This window comes from Bradyrhizobium sp. SZCCHNRI1029 (assembly GCF_032487555.1).
Lineage (GTDB): Bacteria > Pseudomonadota > Alphaproteobacteria > Rhizobiales > Xanthobacteraceae > Bradyrhizobium.
In genome coordinates this window covers 324,724-339,440 of record NZ_JAUEUK010000005.1, presented here as the reverse complement: position 1 = coordinate 339,440, position 14,717 = coordinate 324,724, and the positions used below count along the sequence as shown (strand labels likewise).

Below are 14,717 nucleotides of genomic sequence, written 5' to 3'. Positions count from 1 at the left end.
CCCAATTAGAACGCCGTGCCCGCACGGCGCGGCCGCGCCTCCTCGGTTTCGCCGCGCGGCACCGGTACGATGCGCAGCGCGGTGATGCGATTGCGCTCCCGGCGCAGCACGCGAAAGCGGAAGCCGTGGAACGTGAAGCTCTGGCCGCGCTCGGGGATCGAACGCGCCTCGTGAATGACAAGACCGGCAACTGTCGTTGCTTCCTCATCGGGCAGCGTCCAGTCCATCGCGCGATTGAGATCGCGGATCGGCACTGAGCCATCGACGACGACGGACCCGTCCGGCTGCAGGCGCACCCCCGCGACCTGCACATCTTGCTCGTCGGAGATGTCGCCGACGATCTCCTCCAGAATATCCTCCAGCGTGACGATGCCTTCGACCTCGCCATACTCGTCGACCACGAGCGCGAAATGCGTCTTGCGCCGGCGGAACGCCTTCAGCTGTTCCGACACGGAGCGCATCTCCGGTACGAACCACGGCGGGAGCGCCAGTGAAGCAACGTCGATGTGCGACACATCGCCCTCGGCGGCGCGGATCGCACGCAGCAGGTCCTTCGCATGCAGCACGCCGATGATGTTCTCCGGCGTGCCGCGCCACAGCGGGATGCGTGTGTACTCGGTGGCGAGCACCTCGCGCACCAGTTCCTCCTGCGGCAGGTCCGCATTCACCATCACCATTTCGGTGCGGTGGACCATCACGTCGGACACCTGCAATTCGCGCAGATCGAGCAGGCCGCCGAGCATGTCGCGGTCCTGCTTCTCGACCTTGCCTTCATGATGCAACAGATCGACGGCACCGCGCAGGCGTTCGGTCGGCGACAGGATCGGCTGATTGGCCCCGACCTTGAAGCCGATCAGCCGCATCAGCCCGCGCACGATCGCTTCGATCACTGCGAGCACCGGACCGAGCACGAACACGGTCGCGCGCATCGGCCTGGCGACCGCGAGCGAGACGCGATCCGGCGCATTGATCGCGATCGTCTTCGGCAGCACCTCGGCAAAGATCACGACCAGCGCGGTCATCACGCCGGTCGCGTAGAGCACGCCGACCTCACCGAACCAGGCGGTAAAAATACCGGTCGCCAGCGCGGAGGCGCCGATATTGGCGATGTTGTTGCCGAGCAGCAGGGCGCCGATCAGCCGTTCGCGCATGTCGAACAGGCTCGACACCACATCGGCATCGCGATTGCCCTGCTTCGACAGCCGCAGCATCGAGGCGCGGGAGGCACCGGTCAGCGCGGTCTCGCTCAGCGCAAAGAAGGCCGAGGCGGCGAGGAGCAGGATGACGACGGAGAGTGTGAACCAGTCCATGACGCCGATGTCGCTCTGTAGGGAGGCCGCCGATGATCCGTTGGCACTGCTCAATACGGCGTAAAGCCCGGGATCAGCTTCTGCTGCGCAATTTGGCCTGGAGAAAGTCGCGGACGCGCGCCGGATCGACGTCCTTCGCGATGACGGCGCGGCCGATGGCCTCCATCAGGATGAAGGTGAGCTTGCCGCGCTTGACCTTCTTGTCCTGCGCCATCAAGGCCAAAAGCCGATCGGCGTCGCCGATCCCCTCCTGGGCGAAGCCGGCGATGTCCTGCAGATGGGTCGGCAGACCGACCGCGGCAAGGTGACGCTCGATCCTGACGACGTCGTCGGGCGGCAGCATGCCGAGCTCGGCCGAGAACTGCGCCGCCAGCACCATGCCGACCGCAACGCCCTCGCCGTGGAACAGCCGGTCGGAGAAGCCGGTCACGGCCTCCAGCGCATGGCCGAAGGTGTGGCCGAGATTGAGCAGCGCCCGGTCGCCGGTCTCGCGCTCGTCGCGGGCGACGATCGCCGCCTTGGCGCGACAGGAGGTCGCGACCGCGTGCTCACGCGCCCCACCGCCCTTGACGATGTCGGCATGGTTGGCCTCGAGCCAGGCGAAAAAGCTGGCATCGCCGAGCAGGCCGTATTTGGCGACCTCGGCATAGCCGGCGCGGAACTGGCGCGGTGACAGCGTGTCGAGCACGGCGGTGTCGGCGATCACCAGCACCGGCTGGTGGAAGGCGCCGAGCAGGTTCTTGCCCTGGGGCGAATTGATGCCGGTCTTGCCGCCGACGGAGGAATCGACCTGCGCCAGCAGCGAGGTCGGCACCTGCACGAAATCGACGCCGCGGCGCAGGATGGCGGCCGCGAAGCCGGCGAGATCCCCGACCACCCCGCCGCCGAGCGCGATGACGAGATCATTGCGCTCGATCCTGGCAGCGATCAGCGCCTCGCTGACCTTCTCCAGGCCGGCATAGGTCTTGGAGCCCTCGCCCTCATCGACCACGATCGTGGACGCCGGGATGCCCGCCTCCGCCAGGATCGCCTCGGCCGGCTTCAGCCAATGCGCGGCCACGGTACGGTCGGTGACGATGGCGGTGCGCACGCCGGGCCGCAGCGCCGCGATCCGCTGGCCGAGTGAAGCCAGCACGCCGCGGCCGATGACGATGTCATAGGCGCGCTCGCCGAGCGCGACGTCGACGATGATCGGATCGGAATGCTTCAGTGGTGCTGTCATCGGAGCGCGCCCATCGCCTGCGGAGGATCGGGTTGAACTGGATCGGGTTGTGGTCCGGCCGGCCCCGCCTCGGTCTCCGGTGGCGAGAAGAACGCCTGCAGCGCCTCCATGCAGTCCTCGACAACGCGATCATGCGGCACATCGCGCGAGCAGATCGTGAGATCGGCAAGCTGGTAGACCGGCTCGCGCTCGACGAGCAGGCGAGCGACCGTGCCTTCCGGATCGGCGGTCTGCAGCAGCGGCCGGTCGGCCCGCCGCCGAACGCGGCGCATGATCACGTCGGCATCGGCCTTGAGCCACACCGAGACCGCCTTCTCCTGGATGCGCCGCCGCGTCTCCTCGCGCATGAAGGCGCCGCCACCGGTTGCCAGCACGGCCGGACCATTTTCGAGCAGGCGGGCGATCACCCTGGCCTCGCCGTTGCGGAAATAGTCCTCGCCGCGCGACTCGAAGATCTCCGGTATGGTCATGCCGGCCGCGGTCTCGATCTCGGTGTCCGCATCGACGAAGGGCAGCCGCAACCGCGCCGCGAGCCGCCGGCCAACGGTCGACTTGCCGACACCCATCATGCCGACCAGCACGATCAGCCGCTTGCCGAGGCCTGCGAGAATCGCGGCCTCCGGAGCGGCTGGGCTGGGTGCGGGTTGCGTCGTGTCGGTCATCTCCAGGCTTCTAACCCAGCCCCTGCTGCTTTCAAAGGCATCCTGTTCCGTCCCCCCGAGCCAAGGCGAGCTGCCCGGTCTGTCCGACGGGCTTGCAAGGCCGATGCGAACATGTTGGATGAAACCGTTCCCTTTCTGGTGGCCTGCGCGACCGACATGCCCAGCCTGTTCCGCTTCCTGACCGTCATCGCCGTCATCGTCGGCGTGGTCTATGGCGCGATCTACGCGCTGGCGAATTTCGTCAATCCGAAGCCGCGCGAGATAACGGTGACGATCCCGCCCGACAGGTTCCAGAAGAGATGAGCGGCGCCGCTGCGACGAACCGAAAAGCCACAGGGCATTGATTAAGAATTTTGCGGTTGTCTGAGGCGGCCGGGCGCCGCGATATCGGCCAGATTTGCAGTCACCGCTCGCCGTGCCGGCACGAATACCTCGTAGTGATTCGATCGCCTCGGACGCAGCGGATTTCACGACATGAAGGTCAAGGCCTCCGACGCCGGGCTGATGAGCCTGTTCCTCGACATGATGGCCGCCGAGCAGGGCGCCGGTCAGAACACGCTGGACGCCTATCGCCGCGACCTCACCGATCTCTCCGAATTTCTCGGCGGCAAGGCCAACGGCTTCGCCACGGCCGACACCCAGGCATTGCGCGACTATCTCGCCGATCTCGACACCAGGGGTTTCAAATCCTCCAGCGTGGCGCGGCGGCTGTCGGCGATGCGGCACCTGTTTCGCTTCCTGCTGAGCGAGCGCATCCGCAGCGACGATCCCGCTGCCATCCTGTCGGGCCCGAAACGCGGCCGGCCGCTGCCCAAGGTGCTGTCGATCGGCGATGTCGACCGGATGCTGACCCGCGCCAAGGAGCTGAGCGAGGGCGCGGACGCTTCGCCGGCGCAGCGGCTGCGCGCGCTTCGCCTGTATTGCCTGCTCGAGGTGCTCTACGCGACCGGCCTGCGCGTCTCCGAGCTGGTGGCGCTGCCGCGCACCGCGGCGCGCAACGACGCCCGCATGATCGTGGTGCGCGGCAAGGGCAACAAGGAGCGGCTGGTGCCGCTGAACCAGGCCTCGCGCCAGGCGATGGCCGACTATCTCGCCGCCCTGGATGCGCTGAAGCCCGAGAAGAAGGCCAGTGCGACATTCGGCAAATGGCTGTTTCCGTCGTTCGGCGAGAGCGGCCACCTCACCCGCCAGCACTTCGCCCGCGACCTCAAGGAGCTCGCGGTGGCGAGCGGCCTGCCGGCCCGGCTGGTGTCGCCGCACGTGCTGCGCCACGCCTTCGCCAGCCATCTGCTGCACAACGGCGCCGACCTGCGCATCGTCCAGACCCTGCTCGGCCACACCGACATCTCGACCACCCAGATCTACACCCACGTGGTCGAGGAGCGGCTCAAGAGCCTGGTGCGCGACCTGCACCCGCTGGCCGAGACCTGACCTCGCTTCACACCTTCCCGAAACCAAATCCGCCGGCGTGACGCCCGGCCGGCTTGACTTCGCGCCCGTCTGCCCCGAAAGAGCGCCATCCTGCCCGCGATCCCGGCGCGATGCCTGGAGGCTGGGCACCGATCGTACCCTAAGCTCCTGAAGTCCTTCGGCTTCAGGTCCGAAGGCCGAACCGATTTCGTCTCCCAGCGCTCTTCCTTCAGCTCTTCCATGCCGGATCCCATGCGCAGCTACCTCGATTTCGAAAAGCCCGTTGCCGAGCTCGATTCCAAGGTCGATGAACTCCGGGCGATGGCCGCCTCCGGCACCGACATCGGCGAGGAGGTCAGCCGGATCGAGGAGAAGGCCGGCCAGGCGCTGGCCGAGCTCTACGCCAATCTGACGCCCTGGCAGAAGACGATGGTCGCGCGCCACCCGCAGCGGCCGCATTTCACCGATTTCGTCAGCGGGCTGATCACCGAGTTCACGCCGCTCGCAGGCGACCGCAAGTTCGGCGAGGACGCCGCGTTGCTGGGCGGCTTCGGCCGCTTCCGCGGCGAGCCGATCTGCGTGATGGGCCAGGAAAAGGGCGCCACCACCGAATCCCGTCTCAAGCACAATTTCGGCATGGCCCGCCCGGAGGGCTATCGCAAGGCTGTCAGGCTGATGGAGATGGCCGAACGGTTCGGCATCCCGGTGCTGTCGCTGGTCGATTCCGCCGGCGCCTATCCCGGCATCGGCGCCGAGGAGCGCGGCCAGGCCGAGGCCATCGCCCGCTCGACCGACGCCTGCCTGGCGCTCGGCGTGCCGAATGTCGCGATCATCACCGGCGAGGGCATGTCGGGCGGCGCCATCGCGCTGACCACCGCCAACCGGGTGCTGATGCTGGAGCACGCGATCTACAGCGTGATCTCGCCGGAGGCCGCCTCCTCGATCCTCTGGCGCGACGGCACCAAGGCGCAGGAAGCCGCCAACAGCATGAAGATCACCGCCCAGGACATGCTGCGTTTCGGCGTGGTCGACACCATCCTCAAGGAGCCGGTCGGCGGCGCCCACCGCGACCCGGCGGCGATGATCGCCGCCACCGGCGAGGCGATCGCCCAGGCGCTCGACGAGCTGAAGGGGCTCGACGCCGACGCCATCCGCAAACAGCGCCGGCAGAAGTTCATCGAGATCGGCCGCAAGCTCGGCTGACCGGGCCGGAGCCGAGCTCCCGGCGCTCGCGGTTTTGTGAGTCTTTCCAGCCGTTTGGCCGCATTTCGGCCCCGCCGGCGGGGTCTGCTGTTTAGGAGTTGTTGACCAAAGCGGCCGGGGCCTTTCGGCATCGCCGGAGCGCGGGTTGCGAGGCTTGGGGTCAAAGGCTACAATTTTAATCAATGGTTTGACGGCATGACACAGGGTCGACCCGTGATTTATCCAGCTTTCGGGCCGATCGCGTGAGATGAGACTGGGGTGTTGCGGCATGCCGGGTTTGCGGGGAGCTTTGCTTTGATCAACCGCGCTTTCGTCCGGGTTCTGATGACCTCGGCGGTGTTGGCCGCCGGCGCGCTGCTGACGGGTTGCAACAGCGATCAGGTCGCGCTCGCCACCAACGCCAAGGCCAACCAGCCGGTGCCGCCGAAGCTCGTCGCGACGATGGGCGAGAAGGACATGGATCTGCAGTCGCCGATCCTGGTCCGCGTGTTCAAGCAGGAAGCCGAGCTCGAGGTCTGGAAGCAGGACCGCTCGGGCAAGTTCGCGCTGCTCAAGACCTATCCGATCTGCCGCTGGTCCGGCGATCTCGGACCGAAGGTGCGCGAGGGCGACCGCCAGGCGCCGGAGGGCTTCTACTCGATCAATCCGAGCCAGATGAACCCGCAATCGGCCTACTATCTGTCCTTCAACACCGGCTATCCGAACGCGTTCGACAAGGCGCTCGGCCGCACCGGCTCGCAGCTGATGGTGCATGGCGACTGCTCCTCGCGCGGCTGCTTCGCGATGACCGACGAGCAGATCGCCGAGATCTATGCGCTCGGGCGCGAGTCCTTCTTCGGCGGCCAGCGCGCCTTCCAGTTCCAGGCCTATCCGTTCCGGATGACGCCGGTGAACATGGCCAGGCACCGCAACAATCCGAACATGCCGTTCTGGCGCATGATCAAGGAAGGCTACGACCATTTCGAAGTCACCCGGCAGGAGCCGAAGGTCGACTTCTGCGAGAAGAAGTACGTCTTCGACGCCCAGAAGCCGCCGGGCGCGACGCACGATCCGGTGTTCGACGCCTCCGCCAAGTGCCCGGCCTACGTCGTGCCCGACGAGATCACCGCCGCCGTGCGCGACAAGCAGCAGGCGGACGAGGCGGAATATGCCAAGCTCGTCTCCAAGGGCACGCCGGTCGCCAAGCTCAACACCGGCATCGATGGCGGCATGAACCCCATCTTCGCCAGCCGCGTGCCGGGCGCCTCCACCGGCCTGTCCGACGCCGGCGAAGCGCCGGGCCTGTCGCTCGCCAATTTCACGCCGGCGCCAGGCACGATCCCCGGTCATGTCAACCCGCCCCGCGCGCCCGGCGCCGACGAGGTCGCCGCGATGCCGGCCAGTGCGGCTCCGGCTCCCGCAGCGGCGCCCTCCACCCGGGTGGCGGCCGTCAGTGCGCCGGAGAAGCCGAGCTTCATGTCGAGCCTCGCCCGCAAGGTCGGGATCGGCGGCAATGCCGCGGCCGACACCAAGGCTGCGACCGCGAAGCCCGAGAGCAAGACCGCGGACGCCAGGCCCTCGGAGATCAAGCCCGCCGAGATCAAGCCTGCGCCCAAGCCGGTCGCGGCGAAGCCCGCCGAGACCCGGCAGGCCGCCGCGCGGCCGCCGTTCAAGCCCGCCGCCGGCGACGCGCCCGCCACCACGGCCTCGGCCCCCGCGCAGACCCAGACCGCGCTGGTCTCCGGCGCCGTACCAGTGCTGCAGTCGAACTCGTTCGACAGCCGGTTCGCAGGATTCAAATAGTAAGCCGTCCATCGAGCGCCGCTTTTTTTGGCGAGATACCGAGGGCCGCCGGACGCTAGCCGCGCGCTCGGGTGCCACCCTCCCCTGGAGGGGGAGGGTCGATCGCACGCGAAGCGGGCGAGCGGGGTGGGATGATCTCTCCACGCATGCTTTTGCGCGCGGAGACATCACCCCACCCCGCCTCACGTTTCGCTTCGCTCCTCGTGAGGCGACCCTCCCCCTCCAGGGGAGGGTGAGCATCGCGTTTGTGGTGCCGTCGTGGTCAGCAATCTCAAACTGCATTTGGGGACGCGCGTCATTGTCCTCGCGACGCTCTTGGCGTCCGAGTGATGCATCGATCTCACCCTCTTCCGAAGCGAGGGTGCAGGGAAGGCCGGACCTCGACTGAGGCCCGTGGCCCGCCTGCGAAAAAAATGCAGGCGGCAGGTACCACAGGTCCAGCCGGACGACCCGGCCCTCCCTGCGCGATAGTTTTAACGGCTGCTTCGCGATCTCCCTGGGGACCGGGCTGTGTTGCCCCCATCACCGGCGAGATGCGCGGGGCATCAACAGCCGGCTTGACCTCAGCATCGGGAGGTCAGGACCACGCGACTTGACCGTGCGAGCCGATGTTGTTCGTCCGCGCGAATGATCACGCTGCAAACCGGCCCGCCCATCACATCCCGCACTCCACGCTTCGTGACGACCGCGCAGCGCCCCTCGTCGATGAGGCGGGACGGACGGAACAAATCACGAAATTCCGAAATTGAGAAGCGGCATATTTTTACTGATGGGACTGGACAGCCCAAATCAGCTTGAATGCGCGGGCAAATTCAGTCTTTCCGCGCAGCGCGTTTCTCATCGTTGGGAGGCATGGACCCGCCCGCCGCACGCGGGATGCAGAACCGAATCGCCCGACGGGCAGAGGCGCCAGCGTCGGCGCCCAAGCCTTCATGGCCGGGCCGGCCGGTTGACGGCTGGAATATCATGTCATATTAAAAGTTACATGAGACCCAACAGCCAGTTGTCCGGCATCCTGCACGTCCTGCTCCACATGGCGGAGCACGACGGTCCGGTCACGTCCGAGGCCCTCGCAGCGATGATGCAGACCAATCCGGTCGTGATCCGCAGAATCATGGCGGGCCTCCGGGACAGCGGCTATGTGCGCTCCGAGAAAGGCCATGGCGGCGGCTGGACGCTCGCCTGCGATCTGGCGACCGTCACCCTGCGCGACGTCTACGATTCACTCGGGCGTCCATCGCTGTTCGCCATCGGCCATCGGAGCGAGACTCCCGACTGCCTCGTCGAGCAGGCGGTCAATGCGGCGCTCGACACCTCCATCCGGGCCGCCGAGACCTTGCTGCTGTCCCGTCTCGGCGCCATCACGCTGGCGGCGCTGAGCGCTGATTTCCACGACCGCCTCGAACGACGCAAGCGACCTCGCAAAGGAGACATTTGTCATGCCGGCTGACATTGCCGACGGCGCTCAGCAGTTCATCCGCGCGTTTTCCGATCCCGAATTCGTCGCGCGCTACACGGATGGTCCACGTCGCTTCGTGCCCGGTCTCGACGGGCTGCACCGGATGACGGCGGTCCTGCTGGCCGAGCGGGCGCCCGAACATGCGAGGGTGCTCGTGCTGGGCGCGGGCGGCGGGCTCGAGCTCAACGCGTTGGCGGAAGCGCAACCATCGTGGACCTTCGTCGGCGTCGATCCGGCGCCGCAGATGCTGCGACTCGCCGAACGCACGCTCGGCGCGCGGACGAGCCGGGTCGAACTGATCGAGGGCACCATCGACGATGCGCCGGCCGGCCCGTTTGACGCGGCGACATGCCTGCTGACGCTGCATTTTCTGGCAGCATCGGAACGGTTGCGGACAGTCCGCGCCGTGCACGACCGGCTCCACCCTGGAGCGCCTTTCGTGGTGGCCCATAGCTGCCTGCCCAACGAGCCAGTCGAGAGGTCGCTGTGGCTGGATCGGTATGCGGCCTATGCCGTTGCGTCCGGCACAGACCCCGAGCAGGCCAGGACGATGCGCGCGACCGTCGATGCCAGCGTCAACATGCTGAGCCCAGGGGAGGATGAAGCCATCCTGCGTGACGGCGGCTTTCGCGATGCCCGTCCATTCTTCACAGCGCTGACCTGGCATGGCTGGATCGGCCACGCCTGAACCGCCGCCGAGCATCACACCGATGCCCCCTGAACGAACGCGATCAGGGCCTGCTAATTAGTTGCCCGGCCTGCGCCGGCATCCACGCATGTCCCTTCCCGCGGCCCCCGAAGAGGTGGATGACGCGGCTTGCGGACAGGCTTCGCGCCGGAGCCGTGCCACGTCTCAGCCTGCGTGATGTCGCGCACGGAGCGCCGGGACGCGATCTGCGACAAACGGCGCGTCACCCGAGGCGAGGTGACGCAACCGAGAGGAGCAGGTCATGAGCTTTTGGGATGATATCGGAGATGCCGTCAGTTCCGCCGTGGACGACGTGAAGGACGTCGCGAAGGATGTGGCGGGTGCGGTCGGCGGTGCGGCGGGCGCCGTGGTCGATACGGTCGAGCACGTCGCCGGCGATGCGGCCCATGCCATGGGCAGCGTGGTGCATGGCATCGGCGCGCTCGGCGGCGAGGCCATCCATACCGTGGGCGGCGTGCTCGGCGCGATCGGGCACGGTGCCGAGGCGATCGGCGGCGGCCTGCTTCACACCGTAGGCGACGTCGCGTCGACCGTGGTCCATGTCGGCGGCGACGTCCTCCATACCGGGATCAACGTCGCCGGCGACGTGGCGTCCGGGGTCGGCCACCTGGTGCATGGCGACATCGACGGCGTCATCAACGACGTCAAGCATATCGGCGGCGACATCGTCGACGGCGGGCTCAAGGTCGGTGGCGACGTGGCGCATGGCGCCCTCGACGTCGCCGGCGACCTCGCACACACCGCGGTCGGCCTCGGCGAGGCCGGGCTGGAGGCCGCCGGCGCAGTCGGCCACGGCGCGCTCGGCATGGCCGGCACCATCGTCGGAACGGCCGGCGAGGTCGGCATGGACGCGCTCGACGCTGCAGGCGCCGTGGTGAAGGGCGGCTTCGACGCCGGCGTAGCGGTGGCCGACGGCGCCATCGGCGTGGTCACCGACACGGCGTCGGCCGCGGGCCACCTGATCGGCGGACCGATCGGCGAGGCGATCTCCGGCATCGCCCACGGCGCCGATGCGGTCGGCACCGGCATCGTCGATGGCGTCGGCCATTTCGTCGGCGAGGGTCTCAACGGGCTGGCACAGACCGCCGGCGAGTTGAGCCACTCTCTGGGGCAGCAGCTCGACGCGATCGGCCACGACCTGGGCTCGCTGGTCAACGACCTCAGCCATGGCGATCTCGGCGCGGCGATCGGCGACGTCTTCAAGCTGGCCCAGGACGGCCTGCGCAGCGACGGCAGCATCCAGATCGCTCATGCGGGACAGGACGGCGGCAGCCATGGCGGGTTCTGGGACTCGATCGCGCAGGCGATCCATCAGTCCGCCGACAACGTCCAGGGCGGTCAGGGCCCCGGCTTCCCCGGCCCGTTGCACGGCGAGGGCTCGTCGCACAACCCGATCATCGTCGACAATTTCGGCGACCATGGCCATGCGGGCAACACCGGCATCGCACCGCCGAATTTCGACCACGCGCCGGTGGCCGTGCACGACGCGCCGCACGCCGACTACAGCCACATCGTCCAGATGGACGACGCGCATCACTTCGCGATGCATGGCTGAGGCAACGCCGCTCGGCCGGCAGGCATCCCGCCGTGATCGTCACGGCGGGATGTCGCGTCAGGATCGATCGGCGTCGTGCTGGACGATGGCCGGCGGTGCACCGGTGGCCTGCGCGCGATCGCGCGGCAGGGGATCGTTCATCGCCGAGAGCGCGCATAGCGCCAGCGAGCCCCAGACGGCGGCGCTGAAATACAGCGACATCCAGGCGATCTCTTCCTTCCAGTGCTCGAACTCGTGGGTGACGGTCCAACGCGTGGCGGAGTCGCGCAGACCGGCGAGCGGATGCAGGAGTGGCGTGCCGGCGGCGCGCTCGATGCGCCAGCGCTTCACATACATCGGGACGTCGATCACGACCAGGAAGGCGAGATAGCAGGCGATGCCGACGAGGCCCGCGATCAGAAGGCCGCGCACCAGGCCGTCGAACTCCGGCAGCAGCCGGCCGAGGCCGATGCCGACGAACAGGAAGGCCACCGCCCACAGCGAGTTCTCGATCGCGTTGTAGAGGAAATTCCGGGTGACGACGGCGTACCAGGAACAGATCTCCGCGACGACGATCAGCGGCACGATGATGCGGGCCATGTTAACCGCGGTCTCGGCATCGGCGATCGCGCCGAGCTGCGCGAGGATGATGGCCCACTGCGCCGCGAAGGCGATCTCGGCGATGGTCGCGACGGTGCGGCCGATGAACACGCTCGACAGCCAGCTGTCGACCAGGCAGATGCGCTGCACGTCGGCGCGCGGCAGCACCGAGCGGAAGGCGCAGCCGAACACATAGGCCGCCGACAGCGCCAGCATCGAACTGGTCTGGGACGCCTGACCCGACGAACTGCTGCCGCCGTTGAGCTGCCGGTACAGGATGAACCAGAACACGATGTTGGCGAGGCTGACGAGCGTCAGCATCGCCCACCACAGGGCGACCGGGTTCGACAGGGCTCGCGACTGCGCACGCATCCGGGCACTCCAAATTTCATGTGAACGACATCGGATCGTATTAATTCCGTCATGCAGCGGCAACCCATTCCGGCCACGGAGGATCGCAAAAGGCCGTGTGCCGGCGAGCCCTGCGGCCTGCACTGGGAGTTTCGTCACGATGTCCCGAGTTCCCTGCGGCGGGGCGGCCCTTGCGCCTCGATGGTCGGATTCCAAACCTCTTGGATGGATCGGCGCGGGCGGAGGTGCTGCCCGCGTTGACGCTTCGCTAACCGCGAATCGCGCGTGCCAAAACCGGTCCCGCCGCGGACCGTAGCTCGGCTGAGCGAGGGTACATTGCCGATGTTGACGATCCTGTCCTGCCTGCCCGCCGATCATGATCTGCGCTACGTCGCCGCCGCACTGCTCGTCTGCGTGCTCGGCTCGATTCTGTCCATGCGGCTGCTCGCGCGGGTCCGTCGCAACGCCGGCCTCCGCCGCTTCCATCTGCTGTTTCTGGCCGGACTCGTGGCCGGTGGCACGGTCTGGACCACGCACTTCGCCGCGGTCCTCGGCTACGACACGCCAGGATACCGCTCGTTCGAGCCGGCGATGACCTTCGCCTCGCTCGGACTGGCGGTCGCCTTTGCGTGGCTCGGCTTCTTCATCACGACACGCACCCAGCGCGGCCCGCTGATCGAGGCCGGCGGCGCGGTGTTCGGCTTCGGCATCGCCGCCATGCATTACAGCGGCATGAGCGCGCTCAAGCTCGACGGCGTGCTGACCTGGAACGTGCCGATGGTGTGGCTCTCGATCGCGCTTGCAACGGTGTTCGGTGCCGTCGCGGCGAACCGCATCGCGCGTCCCGTCACGCGCTTCTGCAAATATGGCAGCTCGCTCGCGATGGTGCTTGCGATCCTGAGCCTGCACTTCACCGGCATGCTCGCGTTGACCCTGGCACCCATGGCGGCCAGCAGCGCGCCGGTGCAGTCGCTGTCGGACAGCCTGATGCTGGTCACGGTCGTCACCGGCATCGGCCTGATCATGGCGATGGCCGCCTCGGCCTACATGATCGACATGCAGGCGACGCAGGAAGCGGTCGAAGGCTATCGGCAATTGGCGCTGCAGGACCCGCTGACCGGCCTGCCGAACCGCAGCGGCCTCGGCCAGCGGCTCGCGCCGCTGCTGACCGAGGGCGACGAGACCGCGCATCTGGCGGTGCTCGCGATCGACCTCGATCGCTTCAAGGACGTCAACGACGCGCACGGCCATGCCGCGGGCGATGCGGTGCTGACGGTGATCGCACAGCGTATTGCATCGACGCTGCAGCCCGGCGAGTTCCTGGCGCGAATCGGCGGCGACGAGTTCGTCGCCGTCAAGAGCGAGATCTTCGCGCGCACCGAGGCGGCGAAGTTCGCCGAGCGGATGCGCGCGCTGGTGCTGGCGCCCGTCGAGTGGGAGGAGCGCAGCCTCTCGGTCGGCTGCAGTATCGGCATCGCGCTGCATCCCGACCACGGCCTGACCTCGGACGAGCTTCTCACCCGCGCCGATCTCGCGATGTACCGCGCCAAGAGTCTCGGCCAGGGCAAGATCTGCACCTATGAGCCGTCGATGGACGAGGCCAGCCGGCGCCGCGCCGAGCTCGCGATCGACCTCAAGCGCGCGCTGCTGCGCAACGAGTTCGAGCTGCACTACCAGGTGCAGAACGACACGCAGAGCGGCGGCATCGTCGGCTTCGAGGCGCTGCTGCGGTGGAACCATCCGGTGAAGGGCCGCGTGCCGCCGAACGATTTCATTCCGATGGCCGAACAAACGGGGCTGATCGTCGACATCGGCGACTGGGTGCTGCGCACCGCCTGCGCCACCGCCGCGACCTGGAGCCAGCCGTTCAAGGTCGCCGTCAACGTCGCGCCGATGCAGCTCAACCACGACCTGCCGAAGCGTGTCGCCGAGGTGCTGCGCGAGACTGGATTGGCGCCGGAGCGGCTGGAGATCGAGCTGACCGAGACCGGTATCATCGCCGACCGCCAGCACGCGCTGCAGGTGATGCAGGCCTTGAAGGCGATCGGCGTCACCGTGGCGATGGACGATTTCGGCACCGGCTATTCGTCGCTGTCGACCCTGCAGGTGTTTCCGTTCGACAAGATCAAGGTCGACAAGAGCTTCATCCAGTCGGTCGAGACCAGCGTGCACGCCGCGGCCATCGTCAAGGCGACCCTGCTGCTCGGGCGCAGCCTCAACATTCCCGTGCTCGCCGAAGGCGTCGAGACCGAACAGCATCTCGCCTTCCTGCGCGAGGAAGGCTGCAGCAGCGTACAGGGCTTCCTGTTCGGCAAGCCGATGCCGCAGGAGGCGATCAGCCGGATGATTCGTGAGGTCGGAGGTACGCCGGCGGCTGCCGTCGACGTACAGGCCAAGAAGGCTGCGGCCGCGTGAGGGCAGATCTTGTCATCGTGATTGCCTTGCGGCTGAACTGAACAGGCGGCCGCGAATGTG

12 protein-coding genes are annotated in these 14,717 nt (G+C 67.5%); 8 read left to right on the top strand and 4 right to left on the bottom strand.

The features are described from left to right. Positions 1–5 precede the first annotated feature (5 nt). From QW861_RS16610 to QW861_RS16600, 3 genes are all read right to left on the bottom strand, one after another. Entirely contained in the window at positions 6–1,310 is a 1,305-nt protein-coding gene (locus QW861_RS16610; RefSeq protein WP_315715225.1) for an HlyC/CorC family transporter, read from the bottom strand. Between the two features lie 73 nt (positions 1,311–1,383). Further along, positions 1,384–2,532, bottom strand: coding sequence for a 3-dehydroquinate synthase (aroB, locus tag QW861_RS16605; RefSeq protein ID WP_316193284.1), 1,149 nt, complete (start codon positions 2,530–2,532; stop codon positions 1,384–1,386). After that, positions 2,529–3,194: a shikimate kinase gene (locus QW861_RS16600; RefSeq protein WP_315715223.1), complete on the bottom strand. Its 666-nt coding sequence runs from the start codon at positions 3,192–3,194 to the stop codon at positions 2,529–2,531. The genes aroB and QW861_RS16600 overlap by 4 nt, the downstream gene beginning before the upstream one ends. Before the next feature lie 156 nt (positions 3,195–3,350). Here QW861_RS16600 and QW861_RS16595 point away from each other — a divergent pair, with 156 nt between their 5' ends. From QW861_RS16595 to QW861_RS16565, 7 genes are all read left to right on the top strand, one after another. Further along, a complete protein-coding gene (locus QW861_RS16595; protein WP_316193331.1) occupies positions 3,351–3,497 on the top strand; it encodes a histidine kinase in 147 nt (48 codons plus the stop codon). A gap of 171 nt (positions 3,498–3,668) precedes the next feature. Further along, positions 3,669–4,625 carry a site-specific tyrosine recombinase XerD gene (gene xerD, locus QW861_RS16590; protein ID WP_315715222.1) on the top strand — a complete coding sequence of 319 codons (957 nt, stop codon included), beginning with the start codon at positions 3,669–3,671 and terminating at the stop codon, positions 4,623–4,625. Positions 4,626–4,844: 219 nt separating this feature from the next. Then, the gene (locus QW861_RS16585) at positions 4,845–5,807 is read left to right on the top strand and encodes an acetyl-CoA carboxylase carboxyltransferase subunit alpha (protein WP_315715221.1); all 963 of its coding nucleotides are present in this window, start codon (positions 4,845–4,847) and stop codon (positions 5,805–5,807) included. Positions 5,808–6,101: 294 nt separating this feature from the next. Then, complete coding sequence (locus QW861_RS16580) at positions 6,102–7,589, top strand: L,D-transpeptidase family protein (RefSeq protein WP_315752309.1); 1,488 nt, start codon at positions 6,102–6,104, stop codon at positions 7,587–7,589. Between the two features lie 985 nt (positions 7,590–8,574). After that, on the top strand, positions 8,575–9,039 hold the full coding sequence (locus tag QW861_RS16575; protein ID WP_315735202.1) for an Rrf2 family transcriptional regulator: 465 nt from the start codon (positions 8,575–8,577) through the stop codon (positions 9,037–9,039). Next, the gene (locus QW861_RS16570) at positions 9,029–9,736 is read left to right on the top strand and encodes a class I SAM-dependent methyltransferase (RefSeq protein ID WP_315715217.1); all 708 of its coding nucleotides are present in this window, start codon (positions 9,029–9,031) and stop codon (positions 9,734–9,736) included. The genes QW861_RS16575 and QW861_RS16570 overlap by 11 nt, the downstream gene beginning before the upstream one ends. A 262-nt stretch (positions 9,737–9,998) precedes the next feature. Beyond that, positions 9,999–11,312, top strand: a complete 1,314-nt coding sequence (locus tag QW861_RS16565; RefSeq protein ID WP_315752310.1) for a hypothetical protein — start codon at positions 9,999–10,001, stop codon at positions 11,310–11,312. A gap of 57 nt (positions 11,313–11,369) precedes the next feature. Here the strand turns inward: QW861_RS16565 and QW861_RS16560 are convergent, their stop codons facing one another. Next, complete coding sequence (locus QW861_RS16560; protein WP_315715215.1) at positions 11,370–12,263, bottom strand: hypothetical protein; 894 nt, start codon at positions 12,261–12,263, stop codon at positions 11,370–11,372. 321 nt (positions 12,264–12,584) lie between these two features. Between QW861_RS16560 and QW861_RS16555 the strand changes: the two genes are divergently transcribed. After that, entirely contained in the window at positions 12,585–14,657 is a 2,073-nt protein-coding gene (locus QW861_RS16555) for a putative bifunctional diguanylate cyclase/phosphodiesterase (RefSeq protein ID WP_315752311.1), read from the top strand. Positions 14,658–14,717: the final 60 nt, after the last annotated feature.